20 protein-coding genes and 1 pseudogene are annotated in these 19001 nt (G+C 40.6%); 8 read left to right on the top strand and 13 right to left on the bottom strand.

The window, feature by feature from the left end; genetic code table 11:
- Positions 1–429: 429 nt before the first annotated feature.
- A complete protein-coding gene (locus tag L4C32_RS17040; protein ID WP_428198091.1) occupies positions 430–1992 on the top strand; it encodes a methyl-accepting chemotaxis protein in 1563 nt (520 codons plus the stop codon).
- 40 nt (positions 1993–2032) lie between these two features.
- Here the strand turns inward: L4C32_RS17040 and L4C32_RS17035 are convergent, their stop codons facing one another.
- The 3 genes from L4C32_RS17035 to emrD all read right to left on the bottom strand — a co-directional run bounded on the left by L4C32_RS17035 (position 2033) and on the right by emrD (position 5496).
- On the bottom strand, positions 2033–3565 hold the full coding sequence (locus L4C32_RS17035) for a phospholipase D family protein (protein ID WP_428198090.1): 1533 nt from the start codon (positions 3563–3565) through the stop codon (positions 2033–2035).
- A 181-nt stretch (positions 3566–3746) separates the two neighbouring features.
- Positions 3747–3893: a hypothetical protein gene (locus L4C32_RS17030; protein WP_428198089.1), complete on the bottom strand. Its 147-nt coding sequence runs from the start codon at positions 3891–3893 to the stop codon at positions 3747–3749.
- 418 nt (positions 3894–4311) lie between these two features.
- The gene (gene emrD / locus L4C32_RS17025; RefSeq protein WP_428198093.1) at positions 4312–5496 is read right to left on the bottom strand and encodes a multidrug efflux MFS transporter EmrD; all 1185 of its coding nucleotides are present in this window, start codon (positions 5494–5496) and stop codon (positions 4312–4314) included.
- Positions 5497–5760: 264 nt separating this feature from the next.
- On the opposite strand from emrD, the gene L4C32_RS17020 reads away from it, so the two are divergent.
- Complete coding sequence (locus L4C32_RS17020; RefSeq protein WP_428198088.1) at positions 5761–6279, top strand: hypothetical protein; 519 nt, start codon at positions 5761–5763, stop codon at positions 6277–6279.
- Between the two features lie 16 nt (positions 6280–6295).
- Here L4C32_RS17020 and L4C32_RS17015 read toward each other — a convergent pair whose 3' ends face one another.
- Together L4C32_RS17015 and L4C32_RS17010 are read right to left on the bottom strand one after the other, a co-directional pair.
- Positions 6296–6715 (bottom strand): hypothetical protein, encoded by a 420-nt coding sequence (locus tag L4C32_RS17015; RefSeq protein ID WP_428198087.1) that lies wholly within the window; start codon positions 6713–6715, stop codon positions 6296–6298.
- A gap of 84 nt (positions 6716–6799) precedes the next feature.
- Positions 6800–8020, bottom strand: coding sequence for an MFS transporter (locus L4C32_RS17010; protein WP_428198086.1), 1221 nt, complete (start codon positions 8018–8020; stop codon positions 6800–6802).
- 132 nt (positions 8021–8152) lie between these two features.
- On the opposite strand from L4C32_RS17010, the gene soxR reads away from it, so the two are divergent.
- Both soxR and L4C32_RS17000 read left to right on the top strand, forming a co-directional pair.
- Complete coding sequence (soxR, locus tag L4C32_RS17005) at positions 8153–8584, top strand: redox-sensitive transcriptional activator SoxR (protein WP_428198085.1); 432 nt, start codon at positions 8153–8155, stop codon at positions 8582–8584.
- Between the two features lie 156 nt (positions 8585–8740).
- The gene (locus L4C32_RS17000) at positions 8741–8989 is read left to right on the top strand and encodes an HP1242/YdcH family protein (RefSeq protein ID WP_428198084.1); all 249 of its coding nucleotides are present in this window, start codon (positions 8741–8743) and stop codon (positions 8987–8989) included.
- A gap of 51 nt (positions 8990–9040) precedes the next feature.
- Here the strand turns inward: L4C32_RS17000 and L4C32_RS16995 are convergent, their stop codons facing one another.
- The 4 genes and pseudogenes from L4C32_RS16995 to L4C32_RS16980 all read right to left on the bottom strand — a co-directional run bounded on the left by L4C32_RS16995 (position 9041) and on the right by L4C32_RS16980 (position 11188).
- Positions 9041–9412, bottom strand: coding sequence for a hypothetical protein (locus L4C32_RS16995; RefSeq protein WP_428198083.1), 372 nt, complete (start codon positions 9410–9412; stop codon positions 9041–9043).
- Complete coding sequence (locus L4C32_RS16990) at positions 9409–9918, bottom strand: methylated-DNA--[protein]-cysteine S-methyltransferase (RefSeq protein WP_428198092.1); 510 nt, start codon at positions 9916–9918, stop codon at positions 9409–9411. The genes L4C32_RS16995 and L4C32_RS16990 overlap by 4 nt, the downstream gene beginning before the upstream one ends.
- Positions 9919–9948: 30 nt before the next feature.
- A pseudogene (locus tag L4C32_RS16985) lies at positions 9949–10467 on the bottom strand (bifunctional transcriptional activator/DNA repair enzyme AdaA); the annotation flags it as partial.
- A 145-nt stretch (positions 10468–10612) separates the two neighbouring features.
- A complete protein-coding gene (locus L4C32_RS16980; protein WP_428198082.1) occupies positions 10613–11188 on the bottom strand; it encodes an outer membrane protein in 576 nt (191 codons plus the stop codon).
- A gap of 255 nt (positions 11189–11443) precedes the next feature.
- Between L4C32_RS16980 and L4C32_RS16975 the strand changes: the two genes are divergently transcribed.
- From L4C32_RS16975 to L4C32_RS16960, 4 genes are read left to right on the top strand one after another with little or no spacing between them, the layout of a single operon-like run.
- Complete coding sequence (locus L4C32_RS16975) at positions 11444–12982, top strand: sensor histidine kinase (protein ID WP_428198081.1); 1539 nt, start codon at positions 11444–11446, stop codon at positions 12980–12982.
- Positions 12969–14594: an ATP-binding protein gene (locus L4C32_RS16970; protein ID WP_428198080.1), complete on the top strand. Its 1626-nt coding sequence runs from the start codon at positions 12969–12971 to the stop codon at positions 14592–14594. The genes L4C32_RS16975 and L4C32_RS16970 overlap by 14 nt, the downstream gene beginning before the upstream one ends.
- Before the next feature lie 21 nt (positions 14595–14615).
- Entirely contained in the window at positions 14616–15308 is a 693-nt protein-coding gene (locus tag L4C32_RS16965) for a response regulator (protein WP_428198079.1), read from the top strand.
- Positions 15309–15350: 42 nt separating this feature from the next.
- Entirely contained in the window at positions 15351–16538 is a 1188-nt protein-coding gene (locus L4C32_RS16960; RefSeq protein WP_428198078.1) for a DEAD/DEAH box helicase, read from the top strand.
- On the opposite strand, the gene L4C32_RS16955 is transcribed toward L4C32_RS16960, so the two are convergent.
- The 4 genes from L4C32_RS16955 to L4C32_RS16940 all read right to left on the bottom strand — a co-directional run bounded on the left by L4C32_RS16955 (position 16535) and on the right by L4C32_RS16940 (position 18775).
- Entirely contained in the window at positions 16535–17053 is a 519-nt protein-coding gene (locus tag L4C32_RS16955; RefSeq protein ID WP_428198077.1) for a YgjV family protein, read from the bottom strand. The genes L4C32_RS16960 and L4C32_RS16955 overlap by 4 nt on opposite strands.
- 91 nt (positions 17054–17144) lie before the next feature.
- Positions 17145–17564, bottom strand: coding sequence for a VOC family protein (locus tag L4C32_RS16950; protein WP_428198076.1), 420 nt, complete (start codon positions 17562–17564; stop codon positions 17145–17147).
- Positions 17565–17651: 87 nt separating this feature from the next.
- Positions 17652–18104, bottom strand: a complete 453-nt coding sequence (locus L4C32_RS16945; protein WP_428198075.1) for a hypothetical protein — start codon at positions 18102–18104, stop codon at positions 17652–17654.
- A gap of 50 nt (positions 18105–18154) precedes the next feature.
- Entirely contained in the window at positions 18155–18775 is a 621-nt protein-coding gene (locus L4C32_RS16940) for a hypothetical protein (RefSeq protein WP_428198074.1), read from the bottom strand.
- Positions 18776–19001: the final 226 nt, after the last annotated feature.

Here is a 19001-nt window from a genome sequence, read left to right as displayed (position 1 = left end):
GGGTAAATAATGATTCATTAATACCCCTCTACACCGCGAATTTAAAGCCCTGGCGTATTTTATAAATACTTCTTAAAAAGATTATTCAACCAGTTACCTATGATTGAAAAAATAAACTACCTTAGGATTAATTCCATCAACCTCTCGGCGATTTCTCGTTTATTTTTTTAATTTCTCATCGCCTTTTATTTCCATATTGAATATGGGGACATTGTTTTCGTGCCCTATAGCCACTTTCTACATTGAATCAATAAGTAATTTCTTATGAAAAGATCATCTAAAAAATGAGGGAGATGTGATGCTCTTTTCATTCAACTCTTATGCAGCAATACTCAGAGGCCGGGCACTTTTTTTTGGATAAAGTATGAAAACTGTATTGAACTAGATTGTAACCACGCCATTTATGGCTTGTCCGCATGGAGAGTAAAAATGAGTTCTAGCGATGAATTGGAATACAAATACCCAAGCCACTACAATTTAGTGTCCATTACCGATACCTCAAGTTACATCAAATTTTCTAGCCCACATTTTAATGAGGTGGCCGGTTACGGGGAAGGAGAGTTGGAAGGAAACCCTCACAACATCATCCGACACCCTGATATGCCTAAAGCGGCTTTTAAAGATCTCTGGGGGCATATTCGAGAGAAACATCATTGGATGGGCATGGTAAAAAATAGCCGTAAGGGTGGTGGCTACTATTGGGTAGATGCGTTTGTATCTCCCATTAAACGTGATGGTGAAATTGTTGAGTACCAATCGGTACGATTTGCACCAGATAGAGTCCACGTAAAACGCGCTGAAAAAGTGTATGCTCAGCTCAATAAAAATCGCAGCCCTATTAAACTTAAATTGCCTCGAACTCGATTATACCAACGTTGCAGTTTGGCGTTTATTGCGAGTGCGGCAGTCGCGACCCCTATTATGGAATCGGTGAGTCCTCAAGCGGGTCTGCTTACCCTGTTAGGTCTATCGGTCATTTCTGTTTTTGCTCTAACTCGACGTTTAGAAGCCTTGACCAAGCGTTCACGTAAAATCTTCAATAACCCTCTTATGGAGCTCATCTACACAGGGAGTGTTAACGACCTCTCTGAGTTAGAACTGGCCATGAAGATGCAAGAGAATCACGGTAAAGCGATCATGGGCCGTATTAGTGTATCGGTATTAGAAAGCAGCCGTGGTATTGATAAAAAAGTACAAGAAGCAGTCGGAAAAGGCAGCGAAGCACTGGGCAATTTAAACGATCAGAAATCTGAAGTTGAGATGTTGGCAACGTCAATGAAAGAGATGGTCGCAGCCTCTGTTGAAATATCACAAAATGCCCAGAGCACTTCCAGCGGTGCCTTAGAAACACAGAAAGTGACCGATAAAAGTATCGATGCTGCAAATGAAACCCAAAAATCGATGGAAACCTTGAACGAAGAGTTGCGAGCCGCATCCGAAGTGGTGGATGAGCTCAATAACAACAGTAAAAAGATTGGTTCAGTGGTTGAAATGATTAATGGCATTGCCGAACAGACTAACCTTTTGGCATTAAACGCCGCTATTGAAGCTGCTCGTGCAGGTGAAAATGGCCGTGGATTTGCGGTCGTTGCAGATGAAGTCAGAGCGTTAGCTCAGCGAACTCAAACCTCAACCTCCGAAATTCAAGATGCCGTCAATGAGATTCAAACGGGCGCTTCAGAAGTCGTCAATGCGCTAAAAAGTGGGAATGAACAATCTAACGAATGTGCGACCAAAATTTCAGACATGCGAGAGCACCTCAACCAAGTGGGTAACTTGGTGGTGGATATGGCTGAAAGAAACCAACAAATAGCGGTTGCAGTTGAAGAGCAAGTCGCCGTAACTAACGACATAGACAAAAACGTTCAAGTCATTCATACCAAGTCGAACAGCTCCCATGAACTAACCTCAGACACTATTGGTCAATGCCATGAGTTGGAAGTAACGGCAAAAGAGCAGATAGAGATCATCGAAAACTTTGCAGAAGCGTAGTTAACCACAGAGACTTCACTTGTAGTGGCTCAACGAGCCACTACAAGTATTTTTCTATCGGTAATAACTGTAAAAACTGCGATTTAACTCTTTCCCACTGTCCTGTCTCTGGTTCATTCTCCCAACGTTGTTGACCAGAATACCAACGGATTTCACCTTCTTGTAAATTCAGACGCCAGCTATTATCTTTCTCCATCGCTTGTTCTATATCATCAGCAAGATCTTCAGCAATACTTTGGTCTTCGATAACTAAAATTGATTCTGTATTTAGGTAGGTTGAGCGTAAATTGAAGTTAAAAGAACCGATGCTGGCTATTTGTCGATCAAAAACAGCTGATTTAGCATGAAGACCATAAGCTAAGGTAGGAGCACATTTAGACTGATCACGTGTAGATTCTTCGCATAAACCTGTCTCTGGTTTCAATTCAAACAACTGTATGCCGTGTTCAAGCATCTCCCGACGTCGACCCGCGTAGCCAGAGTGGTTAGTTGATAAATCATTAGATGCCATTGAATTGGTCAATGCTTTTATCTCAACGCCTTGATTAGTCAACTCCTGCCAGCCTTCCAATTGAGCATCATCAAAGATGAGATACGCTGACTCTAATAAGATCGCTTGGTTTGATTCTCGCGCCATTTCAGCTAATACTTTAGCCGTTTCCTTCGGCTCACTCGTGTTATTTTCATCAATTGGGACAGCACGATCAGAGACAAAACTCGCTTTAACCCAAGTCATCTCTCCCATCAATCCTTTCAAAAACTGATACGCGGTTTTATTCCCTTCAGGCAAGGCGGGATAATTCTTGTAGTTCGGTGCTGCAATGTCATTTAACACAGGATGATATGATGACGTTTCACCACCTAGTAAATCGACTGGATAAGACCATCGGCTATCCCAATACTCTCCAAAACTGGCCTGGATATCAGTGACAACCGTTCCCATAACCAAAACATCACGATCACGGAAATTAATGTCATCAGAAAGGTCAAAATATTCATCACCTATATTGCGCCCGCCTACAACGGAAAAAGCGCTATCTACCGTAAACGATTTATTGTGCATACGGCGATTTAGACGAGAGAAGTCACCTAAAAAATTTAACCACTTTGCCACGCCACGGCGAGTTGGGATAGGATTGAATATACGGATCTCTATTTGAGGGTGAGCATTAAGGGCAACAAGCAGGTCCTCTCGTTCATTAAGGTTGATATCATCTAACATCACTCGAACGTGAACACCACGATCGGCCGCAGCGATTAAACGGTTTGCAAGGTAGTGTCCCGACGTGTCTGAATTCCATATGTAGTACTGAATATCGATACTGTATTCTGCGGTTTCGATTAATGCTAACCGTTGAGCCAATGCATCCCAGCCAATATCTTGTAACAAAACCGCACTGCTTTGGTGTGGCAACTGTTCTAATCGGTAGGTGTCGCTCAACTCAGACAGTGTGCTCATTGGCTGAATCGCTTGCGGCTCAATGGGATGTTCAATACCTTCAGGAAGCGATCCACAGCCAGCGAGTAGGGTAACGAAAAATAGGGTGACACTAATACGTTCGAGCACAGGCATTTATTACACTTCCTCTATTAGTTTACATACAAAATTTCAGTTCTATCTGATAAAAATAGTATACCAAGCAGTTGAACAGCATCGCTATCGTTTACTTCTTTCTTCAGAGGTTACATTTCGCCCATAAAAAAACCTCACTAATCAGTCATTAATGAGGTTTGATGTTTTTACTAATTATGTCTTAATGCTTATTCGCCAATATGACCATTTTTAACTCTTCAATTGCACGCTCTTGTTCCGTTGGCGTCAATGCTGAAAACAGAGGTATCACATCCTTAATCCACTTTTTCATATTGTCAGATTCTTCAACTTCTTCTTCATATTGCATGCTTTCCCCTTAAAACAAATCAACCGACACACTGTCTATTAATACATTGATTAATAGTGTTATTTTATATTTTTTGTGTGCTCTCTTAACTATAATTTATCTCAGTCAAAAAGCAATATGACCTATTAGATGAGGGGACGGACTCTTTTTTCAAACCAACAACAAACAAAATACTATAAGAAAAACAGGCACTAGGGGTCATGTTGTTCATTTTCATATTTGTTCAATGACCAACATCAATAAAATAATATGAACCCTAATGAATACTCACTAAATAATATAATAGATAACGCTCCAAAACATAAGGCTACCAACCACGGTAAAGCGTATTGCATTCATTTAGTACCTACTAGAAATGTTAACCTGACACTCATACGGTTTATCATACGGTATGTGTATTAAAATAGCAACTTTCGACTCAAGTAATGACAGGTTGATGCGGGTAGTCTACCTTTCGACTGATACTCACTAAACAACCAAGAGTTAACAGTGCCACCACAACCATCACGATACCAAGATTAAATTGGCTCTGCATTGACATAAATGAAGCTCCCATTGCCGCCATGCCTGCACCTAAGTTTTGAGCGCCTCCCAAGATAGACCCTGCCGTTCCAGCATGATATGGAAAAGGCGTGATTGCCGCTGAGGTCGCTGCAGGGAAAAGAACACCCGCACCTAAGAAAAAGACAACCCCCCCTCCGATTAAGCTTGCGACAGTCACATCACCACGTAATCCAGGAATCGCAACGGTAACGCCCCCAGCAATCAAGGCAAACGCGGCGATAAACAGCACTCGATTTATCGACAAACGTGAAATCAAACGTGCTGACAGCCAACTCCCTAAGAAACAACCTGGTAGTGGAGTAATAAATAATAAACTCACTGTTGTGCTATCTAATTTTAGTACATCTCCAAGCAGCACACCTACCGCAGCTTCATACACGGCCACCCCAGCAAAAGTTGAGACTAATGCCATTAGGTAGCCTTGGTACTTTTTGTCGCCCAGCACATATTTGTAACTTGTCCATACACGCTCATTTTTACGACGCTCTTTTGGTAACGTCTCTAAAAAGAAGAAGTACATAATGGCAGTGACAACTAGACCAATGGCAAAGAGAAATTCGTATGTTGCATGCCAATCTAATCGTTGAGTTAAGAATCCCCCTAATACTGGTGCAATTAAAGGTGAAAAAATAACCCCCATGCTCACGTAGCTATTCGCTTTGTGCAACATCGGTCCATCAAAACAATCACGGGTTACCGTTCTTGACATCGCACCACTGCTGCCGGTGCCCATTCCTTGGATAAAACTCCCCACCAAAAACCACTCAAAGCTCGATGTCATCAATGTCACCATCGAGCCCAGTAAAAAGATGATCATACCAATAAGTACAACGGGACGACGTCCAATACGATCTGACAGTGGTCCGTACACAAACTGCGACAATCCGTATGGAATTAGATAGGCAGCCATCACAGCTTGCAGACTGGCTGCAGGTACTGAAAAATAATCTGACATCGCTGCGATAGAGGGCACATACATCGTTTGTGTCATCTGTCCTACCGCTGCCATTAACACTACGAGACCTAACAATCTCGACATGCCTTGTGAATCAGATCTGTTTCGCACTTCTATGTCCTCATTACTCAATATAGGATTTCCAAACACATTAGGAAATCAAGGGGCGAGATAATAGGGCCAAGCCCTTATTGGGACAAGTGTTAATTCTATAATATTCAGGATGGTTTATAATGATTGAGATTAATTTTTCTAATGCATCATTTCATTTTATGATATGGGCACTTTTCATTCATTCATTGGGGAACTATTATGCTGAAATTCTTATTAACATGTTCGTAGGTCACCATGTCCGCTCTTATTAACCACCTTGAAAAAATTGGATTATCTCAACTCCTACTGTGCGACAAACTGACCAAACAACTTGAGCAGTTTGATTTGACTCACCTCCCTTTATATCAACATGCTATCAATACCTTCCCTGAAAAAGATCCGAATGGTCTGTTGATGGGGCTACTGACCAAGACGACGCTTACTGCCATCACTCAAGTAGAGAGCAACCTAGATTCTCTGCAAGCTATGCATAAGGTCTTTTCGCAGTCACTTGAGCCTGAGTACGCCACTAAATTCGAATCAAACGACCTCATTCAGCTCAAGCTAAATGCAACGTTATGGTTTTTGGTGATGGGGTATAACCAAATGGAGTTTGGCTTTTGTCACGAACATGCCACAAGAGTAGGCACTCTTGTGGCGAATGTAGAAGAAACGACCAAGCAAGAGACGATTGAAATATTAATGAAGAGCTATTACTTAGGAAAAGAGAATCAACCATCCTGGTTTTCTCGTCTTTTTAGCAAGCCATCATAATATCTAACTCTTCCGACTAACGGATCTTCCTTTTAGTCATCACTAAGCCGTGAAAAAGAGTATTTGCGGCTAGACTTCCAGTGAAAATATTGACCAAAATAATTAATACTTGCGTGTAATCATCAATACTATTTTTATCTAAATAGAGCCATCGATTGTGTTGCCACAGCGCTAAAACCTCCTCTTTTGCCGATAACATATCAATAGAGGCAAAAGTCCCTAATAGAATCAATGATACGCTGCTCACAATAAAGTGGATTTTATAATGTGCGTTTGTTAGCGCACTTAATAGGCCCACAATTAACACACCATAAGCGATGAAAGAGAAAAACGGCAAGAATCGATACACTTCAAGCTCAAATGCCGCAATAAAGAGTAAGAAAAAGAGAATCCATACGCCGACGAATATCTGCCAAAAACGAGAATAGAAAAACATAAAACGTCCTCTGCTGCTACACAAACTATTCTTTTAGTTCATAACCACCAAGATACCTTCATTAATCATAGTGCATTTTTTTCATTAGGTTGAGGGGAATACTGCGTATTGATCCTCACTCCATGGTTTCATAAACAGCATTAATAGTGCCGCAAACAACAACACCCCTCCCGCAATCACAAACCCTAGCTCACTATTTTGATTAGCTGCAAGCCATGCAATTAACAGATAACTTAGGCTTTGCATTAATGAGGAGAAGATCTGTATACCACCATCGACTCGCCCTCGATGCTCCATCGGCACCTCTAGGTTCATCTTATTGGTTCTAGATATTCGATTTAATGAATTAAAAAAGCCAAAGACAATCGTCAATAGTATTAACGAAAGTGGGGAAGCAAACAGAGCAATAGCAAACAAGATTATTGCCAATACCACCATTGAGTAACTCATTAACTTCTCTAATTGTAACCGTTTAATCAATAGCGTTACGATAAAGCCACAGATCAACGCACCAATACCATAACTGGAGCTCCACATTGCAAACCAATGCCCTTGAGCGCCTTGCTCGGCAAGATAAACAGGAACTAACTTTCCTAAAAAGGTTAATACCGGATAAGAGAGACAAGAAAGAACAATAAACAGATAGAATTTAGGGTTGGCAGCAAAAATACTTCGGCTCTGTGCCATCTGATGAATAAAGTTCACTGATTTGCTGTTTCTCACCTTTCTATAATAGGGCATAGTGAGGTACGCGGTCATTCCAAGAAACGATGCACCACTGGCAAATAGTGCAAACTCCTTCATGCTCCAAAATTCAAGCAACATCACCCCCAATCCACCGGACACGAGGGTAACACTCTGCATGATGATCTCTTGGTAACTGCTAATTGAAGGGTACTCTTTTTTATTAAAATTCTCTTGCACCAGAGCATTGCTCGCAAACCAAGAGAGATCGTTAACTAGCCAAAAAATTACCTGTACCGCTGCTAACAAATAGAGGGAAGGCACCTGCATAAAGGTAACTAACACCAATATTGAAGCAGCACTAAATTGAATTGCCTGCCCTATTACCATAATGTTCTTTCGAGAGTAACGATCAATCAATGTGGCAAAAAAGGGAGTTAAGAACAAGCTGCTTGCCGTGCAAATAGTGGCGACTATCGCGACCACTACCCCAGAATTATCGTTATCAAATTGAGTCAACATCACCCATGGCAAAGCCATCATAAACAAGCCATTTGATATCCCATCAAAAACATTGCCAATTAATAATCGGTAAGTTTTAGTTTGTCTTAATAGTTCCATTATTGACTCCTGAGCAGATCGACCCAATAAGTGGGTTTTGAAATTAACTGTGCTAGAGTGTAAAACCTCAACTAAACTTTAGGTCAACAGTTTACTTCAAATAACTTTCGACTGCAGATTAAAGGATCAATCATGGCAGAACTCAGTGTTGGTGACGTAGCAAAGCGAGCTGGAGTAAAAGTATCCACACTCCATTTTTATGAACAAAAAGGACTGATTGCTAGCCACCGCAATAGTGGTAACCAACGTCGTTATCAGCGTGGGGTATTGCGTCGAATTGCAGTGATTAAATCCGCGCAAAATATTGGTATGTCCTTGATTGACATTTCGAAGGAGTTTGCCAAATTCCCCCCCCATGACGCACCTACTAAAGCACAATGGCAACAGTTAGCCAACGTGTGGAAAGCGCAACTGGATCAGCGTATCGCTCAATTAAGTCACTTAAGAAATGAGTTGGATCAATGTATTGGATGCGGCTGTTTGTCTATGGAATACTGCAAAGTTCGCAATCCAGATGATGTCTTATCCCGCGAGGGAAAAGGTGCAGTCTTGTGGGAGGAATAAAAAACCAAGCATTACGAGGGGACAAAAAACTGTGCATGGAATTGACTAAAAACAATGTCATATCCATTCAGTGGTGCTACTTTGAAAACTTCATTCACTTGTTTTTATCGATAACACACGCTATATCTTTACTACAAGCTTCTAAAAGGAATCAAGATGTTAAATGAAAATCACGCTCTTATTCTCGACTTCCCAGAAATGAAATATGACATTGTTCACCTCAATCACGACGACCCAATATTTAAAGAAAATGCAGAGCAATATCATCAGCTAGATTACGATATCAGACAGCTTGAAGTGGCTGGTAGCCCTACAGATGATGAACACATGACCCAATTAAAACTACAACGTGCTGCCTTAAAAGATACCCTATACCAAAAACTGAAAGCGCATCACAGTGCCTAAACGCCGACTCAATAGACAAAGACCGGCTTACCATAAGCCGGCTCCCTTTTATTAGCCACAGTGTGGATTTCGCATTCGAGCTTTAAAACGAAATTGTTCAATCTTTTCAACCCCACCTGTACTCTTCTCAAAGCCCATTAATCTATTATGCGTATAGTTTAAGATGTGGTGATGAGACTGACGCAACAACACTCGACTCTGCTTAACATAATCGCAAACACTGCGCACTGGCACTACAACTTCTCGCCCATCATCAAGCAGAACGGTAATGTGTACCGTTTCTCCTAAATCGCTTAAAACCACATTCTGAGTGACACCATAGACTTCACTCGTATGCTTCCACTTAAGTAAGCAAAACGCCGATATGATGAGTATCAAGACCACCAGACTAAGGGTCACTATCCTCTGATGAGATTTTTTCATGTTAAGGCATGCTCATTTTCGTGATCAATCAACCAACGTTTCCGCTCTAAACCGCCGCCATACCCTGTCAGCTGCCCATTTTTCCCAATCACTCTATGACATGGAATGATAATCGAAATACGGTTGAACCCATTAGCCGAAGCAACCGCTCTTACCGCTTTAGGATTATGGATACTCTCTGCTTGTTGCTGGTAACTTCTTGTTTCTCCGTATGGAATTTGATGTAAACAGTTCCATACACTATTTTGGAAGTCAGTTCCTGGGGTATCTAGCGCCACATCAAACTGGGTTCTTTGACCTGAAAAGTACTCAGCCAGCTCTTTTTTAGCCTGTTTAATATGCGGATTTTCGCCCGTTATGATCTTAGCTTTGAGCAGTCGCTGCAGATCTTTAAACTCTGTTTCTAACATTCTGCGATCAACAAACTCTAACAGGCATACACCTTTGTCGGTCGCGCACACGAACATTGGTCCAAGTGGTGTCGTTAATCGGCTGATTAAAATCACTGAATTATCAATACTATTTTTTGGCGACTTTCCAACCACTTTTTTGTAGGTATAGCCAAATCCACTTAGCGATTCATAACCAGAGTCAAAAGCCGTATTAGTGGCATTTTTTCCATCTTTAAGCTCTTTCAGAGCGTTATTAATTCGATACATACGCTGAAAAGCTTGAAACGTCATACCGTAGTGTTTATTAAACCAACGACGTACCAACTCAGGGCTGATATCGCACTGTTTCAACTGATAATCTGTCACCTTCTCTTTTGGATTGTCTTTCACCATTTTAATCGCCCGCTCGACAGGTTCAGGGGCTTGGTTAGCATTCTCAGTGGGTTTACACACTTTACAGGGTCGATAACCGGCATCAAGCGCCTCTTTAAATGAGGTGTAAAACTCAACGTTCTCTTTTTTTGGTTTTCTCGCATGACACGTTGCAATACAAAACACCGATGTGGTTTTCACGCCAACATAAAAGATCCCGACAAACTCTGCGGCTCGTTCTAATAGTGCTTGATAATACGTATCTATTTTTTTCTGTTGAGTAATTAACATGGTCAATTAAATCCGTCGGTATTCATTCATAACCAAAGTATTAACAATGCCACGTATTTGCACAACCGAAAACTGAACAAGCATTTTTAATAAAAAAAGCGAAACTCAATCAGCCTCGCTTCACTCCCCCTAGAAAGAGAAATAATTACCAATGAAACCCAGCATGAACTCCAGCGTGAACCCCGCCAGCATCTTGATCTTTTTCAAATAGGTCCACCTCAACAGTTGAGTAACGAACATCAAAACCGACATTCATGTGTTTCCACGGACGCCAAACTACCCCTCCCCCGACCCAAGGTCCAAATCCAGTATCATTTTTATCTTTATACTTACCGTCAGTCTGTTTGATCTCTCGATGAGCATAACCTCTAGAGATGCCTCCTCCTACGTATGGTGAAATAGCGTAATTATGTTCGAAATAACGTCTAATACCAATATGAATCTCAGAGGTTACCGCATCCACTTTTAGATCACTTCCACTATTATTCTCTGTATTATCAGCATCATCACCACCGCCAAAAACATCAATTGCAATAAGGAAAGGCCAGCTGCTGTGCCCAAAATCGCTGATAATACCGAATTCACTCTGTGAATCAAACTCTCCCCAACCACTGTCTAGTGACTTATTACCCGCAAATAAGCTAACATTTCCTGTCCAACCATTGGCATGCACAACTCCTGAAGCCAGTAGACCAGCAATCAAAACAACACTCTTTTTCATTTAAACTCTCCATTTATGTCGCGTAATTTCAAATCAAAATCACAATACCAAAATGGCATTAATTGAGTTTCACAGTGTGTGCTCAAATGTATTATTAGGTCGTTAAATAAAACACGAACCAGATATAACTATTTGATATGTATAATGACCGCTTTTTTACTCATGACAAAACCTGACAAAAGTCGACATTTCACGCCTGTCGTTTGGATTTAAAATGATAGGATTGCTCCATATTTCCGATGCGAGGGATAGGCATTGAATCGTTTTTTTATCGTACAACTGTTGTCCATTATGTTATTGCTTTTTTATGCTGTACCCAATTACGTCATGCCGCTACTAGAGCCAATTTGGTTACAGCCGGGAAAAATCAAATTTCAAACGTTAAGAAGTCAAGGCGTTGCTAGCGTGCTTGCTGAACAACTAAATTCTCGAGCAAAAGACGAGGATGCGATTAACGTTAATCTGGATAACTTTCCATATGATGTCAGTATCCAGTATTTGAGTAATACCGATCTTACTGAGGCTCAAATTGACACGCTTACAAAAAAGAGTTTTTGGGTTCACCCTGATACCCTCTTTTCATACATGATGTTAGAACAGGATGAACGTGTTCTTATCTTAGGTAATGCTGATAACCCCAAAGCATCGGCCTTATCCTTCGCTCAACGTGAAATCATGGGGACAGCTTTTATGCTTACCCAAAAACTTAATGCCACGCCCATCGAGCACTGGGAAGCCCTTACGAAACAATTATCACGCAATTTTCGTTACCCTATATCCATTGTCTCCATTACGGAAGTATCGTTACCCAACGATGAAATAAAACAGTTAAAGGAAGGAAAGTTAGTGACCCTGACAGCACAAGGAGGCTATGAGCATGGTTCTGGAATTGACTATTTTTATCAACAACTTCCCAACGGCAGTGTTTTAACCGGCGGGCCTATTGCTCTCTACATTACTGAAAAAATTATAGCTGGAAACATTGTAATTTTTCTAACCATCGGAGCCTTCATCGCGTTGATCCTATTGTTGTGGCTATTACCGACTTGGCGCTCAACGAATCACTTAACGCAGGTGACCAGTAAATTCAGCGATCAAGATTACTCAAGTCGAATGCCTATACTGTTTGCTAGCTTACTCAACCCTCAAGCACGTACATTCAATCAAATGGCGCAAAGGACTGAACAGCTTTTTACTAATAATCAACAGTTGATTCGTCTCTCCTCAAGAGCACTCAGACAACCATTAGACATTATAGAGTCGCAATTAAATCAATATGTAAAAAATACCGCCCCTCAAGGTGAAATCTTAGATCAAATGGAACAATCAGTTAATGATATGCGGGATATCGCCTCTTTGATTCTCGCAATTGGAAAATTTAATCGGGAAAAAGAGAGCCTAAATATTATTCACATTAAATTGATTCAGTGGATAAACGGACAATCTAAACAATGGAAAGCACTGTTTGATAAACAGCTGGTTATTAAACATTCAATAAATGATAAAGAGTCAAAGTTTGGCATAGATGCAGATCCTTACTATTTAAACATAGCGGTCATAAACATGTTACGTCTTTGCCAACAAACCCCTAACGCGTTGGAACTATGCATCACTCTCAACCCGAAAATGAGCCAAATCACCACTTACCAAAACAATAGTGAAACTAATATGAATACGCTCACAGGTCTTACTGAGCAGTATTTATTGCAACTTGCTCAACAGTGTAAAGGACAAATTATTCGGAACCAGTTAACTGGTACAATCACGCTGGAGATACCCAATGTTCTTTCGTAATATATTAATACAATTAATATTCATTATTTCATTGGCCGTATTTGTCAGCTTTACTTTTTTACTTCCTATCCTCAACTCATTGTGGCTAGAGCAAACTGATTATCTTGAAAAAATAGAGATCTATCGCTCTGCAGGCCCTGTATCCATGCTTGTTGAACACCTCAATACCATTGACCAAGATGAACAAATTGAAGCTCTGAATGGACTGCAATCAAAATTTAATTACGAGTTGATGCTGAAAACAAAAGATCAGTTGTCATTTACCTCACAGCAATCTGAAATATTAGCATTAGGGCAAACTCTGTTTATCGCTGATAAAACTGAACTCTACCATCAGCTAAATGATGAAGGATTGGTATTAATCGTCGGTGATATGGATACTGCTGATCAAATTCATCAATCCCCTAAACATGATGAGATTACCGCAGTTCTAAACCTGATCTTTCAAGAACTTTTAGTTATACCTTCGACCGAATGGCTAGACCGAATAAAACAGATAGACCAGTACTTTGCTGTTTCTATTGAAATGACCACCTTAAACGACCCTAAAATCTCAGAAATACAACGTACTGTTTTACTTAACCAAGATATTGTTTTTCAATATTTTGACCCAAAATTTCAGCGAGGAATACCGGAATATATCTTAAAAAAGATTCCCAATCACGATACTGTCGTGAGCATTGGTCCACTTTATAGTGTCATCGAAGAGAGTGTAAATAATGATATATTGTTACGCTTTTTTATTCTGATCGGTATATCCCTTTTTTTGCCTGTGATCATTTGGTTGCTTCCTTCCTGGCGTACTTCAGCCTCACTACTCAAAGCAACTAAGCAGTTTGGTAATGGGGATTTATCTAGCCGGTCTTCAATTTTTAAAGGCAGTAACTTAAATGGTTTAGCCGTTATATTTAATAAAATGGCAAAAAAAGTTGAGACTCTTTATGACAATAACATCATGTTAAATAGCGCCGTATCTCATGAACTTAGAACGCCATTAACACGAATTGAATTTGCGATTGAACTCCTTAGAAATCCATCGTCAAAACAGAGTGACAAACAGATCAATCGTATTGAAAATGCTATTACAGAAATGAGAATAATGTCTGATGAAATGGAGTTATATGCTCGCTTTGATCAAGAGCAGCCTAGCTTTGAATTTGTCACAACAGACCTAACAACATGGTTCAATGAAAACAATCAAGAGTGGATCGACAATAAACACTTCACAACCATTAGCATCACTCATTTATCACCCGAAATCTTAGTCAATATTGAACGTTTCTATTTCAAAAGAATGATTGATAACGTTATTAGAAATGCCTATAAACACGCCTCCACAAGCATCAGAATACATACTAAAATCTTGGGAAACCAATGTTTGATCAGTATTGGGAATGATGGCCCTTCAATCGACGATGAGTATAAAAATAAAGTATTTGAACCCTTTTTTCGTTTAGATCATAGCCGTTCTCGTAATTCAGGGGGAACCGGACTTGGCTTGGCAATTGTGAAACAAATTGTTCTCTGGCATCATGGCAGTGTATGGATTGAAGATTGCAGTATTGGCGGGGTAAATGTAAAAATCACCATTCCAATAGTAGTGCCTCGTTAACGTGTTTAAATGGAAGTAAAAATGAACCGTCAAAGCATTCTTGTCATTGAAGATGATATCGATATCGCCGAATCAATTTGCGATTACTTACAACAAGAGAACTTCAATTCCTCTTATGAGTCAAATGGATTGTTGGCAGAAAAAAGAGTGTTAACCGAACAACCCTCTTTAATCCTGCTCGATGTGATGTTACCAGGAAAAGATGGTATCAGCATTTGCCGTGATATTCGCCCTTCTTATAACGGTTATATCTTAATGTTCACAGCAAAAGAGGATGACATCGATCAGATTGTCGGTCTTGAAGTGGGCGCCGATGACTACCTAATAAAACCCATCAAACCTCGTCTACTCTTAGCCAAAATCAAATCATTTCTTCGTCGCTCCCTCCCCGCAGAAGCAACAATGCAACACTTGCAGTTTGGTGGGTTATTGATTGACTCACTCAACCGAAAAGTCTCTCTCGAAAATATAAACATACACCTCACTAGCGCAGAGTTTGATCTACTGGAAATATTGGCAAAAAATGCGGGACAAATACTCTCTCGAGACCAAATATCTATTCTTCTCTTTGGCAAAGAGTTTGATGGATTAGAGCGTGGCATTGATAACCGAATAAGCCAGCTACGAAAAAAACTGAATGATAATGACCAAGTGAATCCTCGCATCAAGACCGTCCGAAATAAAGGATACGTATTAGCTCCGGGGGCGTGGTAGAATAATCATTCATACCTATTTATCCCTTACCTGAGACGACCCATGCCATTCTCCCAACTTGGATTAAGTGATCCGATTTTAAACGCCATCGACGACCTCGGCTATTCAGCCCCAACACCAATTCAAGAGAAGGCGATTCCAACCATTCTGACGGGTAAAAATCTCATTGCAGCCGCGCAAACTGGAACTGGAAAAACCGCCAGTTTTGTCTTGCCGATTTTACAACTGTTAGATGATGGCTACCAAGCTCGAGCAAAACGTGTTCGCGCTTTGATTTTAACGCCAACCCGCGAGCTTGCCGTTCAGGTAGAAGAGAACATCACTCAATACAGCAAATATCTCTCTTTAACCTCTTTGGCGATGTATGGCGGTGTCGATTACAAGCCTCAAAAACAGAAGTTAATTGACGGTGTTGATATTCTGGTAGCCACTCCAGGACGACTGCTTGATATGTACACTCAACGAGCGATACATTTTGATGAGTTAGAGATTCTGGTCTTAGATGAAGCAGATAGAATGTTGGATATGGGATTTATCGAGGACATTAATAAGATTCTCGAACGTCTGCCGCTCGATCGACAAAACTTATTATTCTCTGCCACTCTCTCAAATCAGGTGCGAGCACTGGCCAAAACAGCCATTAGCCATCCTGTAGAAATTTCAATCGATCGTGATACTTCAGCTCAACCTAAGATTGATCAGTGGTTAATCACCGTTGACAAAGATAAAAAATCGGCACTACTTAGTCACCTAATTCAAGAGAATGAGTGGGACCAAGCCCTTATTTTTATTGAAACCAAACATGGCGCTGCCAAACTGGTTACCCAACTTGAAAAGCGCGGCATCACAGCCGAGGCTATACACAGTGGTCGTAGCCAAGATGCGCGCGCTAAAGTTCTATCTGATTTTAAAGCAGGCCGACTCAAACTGTTGATCGCGACAGGCATTGCGGCTCGTGGTATCGATATCGACGATCTAACTCGTGTGGTCAACTATGATCTTCCCTTCCCTGCTGAGGATTATGTACACCGTATTGGTCGTACAGGCCGAGCGGGAGCCTCTGGGGAGGCGATCTCATTTGTTTCTAAAGATGATTTTAAAAACCTTTGCGCGATTGAGAGCCGCTTAGGTCATTTAATCATTCGTAAGGAGGTAGAGGGGTTTGCGCCAAGAAAAGAGGTGCCTGTTTCGATTTTAAATTACGTACCGAAAAACAGACGAAAATCTTAACCTGATGTAGTTGCAGCTGCTTCTTTGCGGCTGCAGCTCAAACAGTATATCGTCCTTAAATTAAAAATAATCACTGTTGCCTCTAACATTATCCCGCCAATTGACCCCACAATAATATTATTGATTAGCCATACTATGGATCCAAACAGTAGGCATATTCGCATTGAAATGCCTCGCAAAATAAACAGTGCATAGGTTCCAATCGACACCCCGATCATTGGCAAGCAATCCCATAGAGAATTGATGGTTAAACTGCCTAAACCGACGGCCAATATAATAAAGCCAAACGCTACATATCTTGAGGAGGTATAGATAGAGGTGCCAGTTCTTAGCGTCGATACAAATGAACCAAATGCCGATGACATGGAACCAAGTAGGATGAAGTGCACCATATGGTTAAGGTTAAAAATCACCATCATGATTTTTAACCTTCGATCATTTCTTTGTTTGAATGAAAGTATACCCAAAGCAAAGCTAAGTAACCCTAGCCCTTGACCAACAACAGAGTAGTCCATAAAAATCAACGAATAAAAAGTTTATTGATAGTAAAGACAATAACATATTACTGAATCAACACCCAGTAACATTGAGCACAATCCCCCCTCTTTAGCTGGATTGGTTTCTCAGAGCCGGTACATCACTTAGATACTGCACAAACTCAACTTCAAAACCTGCTGGATCGACAAAATACACATTTCGTCGATAAGGTTCATCCGCTCCAGGTTTAGCAATCTCATAGCCTGCCGCATGCAACCGACTGATCACACCATCAATATCATCGGTCACATAAGCAAAATGCGCTAAGCCAACTTGGTGTCCAGCTAGCTCTCTATTTTCACCCTCGCCATGATCACTCAAAGCAAGATAGTGGTATGTATCGCCAAAGTGTAACCAATTTCTCGCCTTTCCACTCCACTCCCCTTTCCCTTCATCTCTCACAGACCAGTGAGGGAAAACTGCTTGATAAAAAGTGAGCATTTTTGGAATATCAGAAACCACCAAATTGACATGTTCTAATTGAATCATATTAAGCTCCTAGTTCATTGTTTGATCATCTTGACCCTAGGTTAATACCTCAAGTATGGCTGAGGTAAAGCGTTAATTGCCACTTTTTTACAAATAGGCTGAACTCCCCAAAACCTCTCTTTCATATTGACGAACCGCAGATTCAACTGCTCTCCAAATCGTCACTTTATTATCATCCACCTCAAAGATTTTCCCGTGATTATGTTGAGCAATGATTTTCATTTGATTAAAGTTTTGTTCAAAGCTCACCATCTTCGGTAGCTCAAGCTCTAAGTCACTCTTATAGATATCAATGAAACCTTCTCTCTCCAACGTTAAATACGCATTGAGGATTTGGGCATTTATTTGAGTTTGATGTGTCGCCCAGTGCGCTAAACGTTTTTCGACCTTCGCTACTTCATCGATCTCTTGAGCAGTCCATTGAGTTTGAGGGGTGTGAGCTGGAACTTCCGCTGTTAGAGCCGTTGCAACTCGGTGAATCGGTTGAGGGGGAAGACCAAAGAAAGATTTACACCAACTAATGATTGTAGATATAGCCATAAATACCTCATTTTTCAAAAACGACTCTTTACAGCATAGTTGAACTTATCCTATTCAGTTGATGTTGATTTCGGCGACTCTTGTTCCAGTTTTTGTAATATTTTTACGTGGGTTTTATTGCTCTGTTCAAGGGATGTTGCTGTTAACTCTATCGTTTTAGCCATGCTCATTACATTCGCTGTGGCCGTTACAATGGTGTGTTGCATTGGCTTGATCACAAACCAGTAGAGACAAATAATCACCACAGCTAACGCTGCAACGACACCCCCTAATAACAACAAAACCTTAAATTTCAAATCCTGATAGAAAAGCTGACTATTTGTTACCACTGCCTGTTTAGCTTGTTCAATAGTCTCTGGTAGCTTCTCTACAACGCCAGTCGACGATATCGCTAACTGATTAACATTATTGACAGTTAAAGCAATCATCTCCATCTGCTTTGGAGTTAGATCCCTGTTATCCCCAATCAACTGTAGGGCTTCGACTAAATCAGCCATTGATTGATTCGTTCCTTGAATCGCCTTCTCAACTCCGTTCGTATCAACACTGACATTAAATTGGACCAAAGGTGCCGTTAACAACGGAGGTGAGTCACTACTTTTTAAATCACTCTCCCCCAAAGAGACACATGAAAAGAGAGTAAAACATAATCCAGCAGCGAGTTGTTTCATTAAATCTTCCTTAAAAAATCATTCATATCCATTCAGTGTATATCCATTGTGAATCAATTATTTCTCTAAATCATAGGCTGGAAAACACATTTTTGAACCATCGAAAATGAGTTTGGCAAGTAAAGATGTGATGGACTCGTGGCTTTTTGTATCAAACACCACGCCATAAAAAGTATGACCATTTTTCTGATACAAATTACAAATATTACCATTTAGTACACTAACC

This window comes from Aliivibrio kagoshimensis, assembly GCF_050337105.1.
Classification (GTDB): Bacteria; Pseudomonadota; Gammaproteobacteria; order Enterobacterales; family Vibrionaceae; genus Aliivibrio_A; species Aliivibrio_A kagoshimensis.
This window is presented reverse-complemented; position numbering and strand designations above follow the sequence as displayed.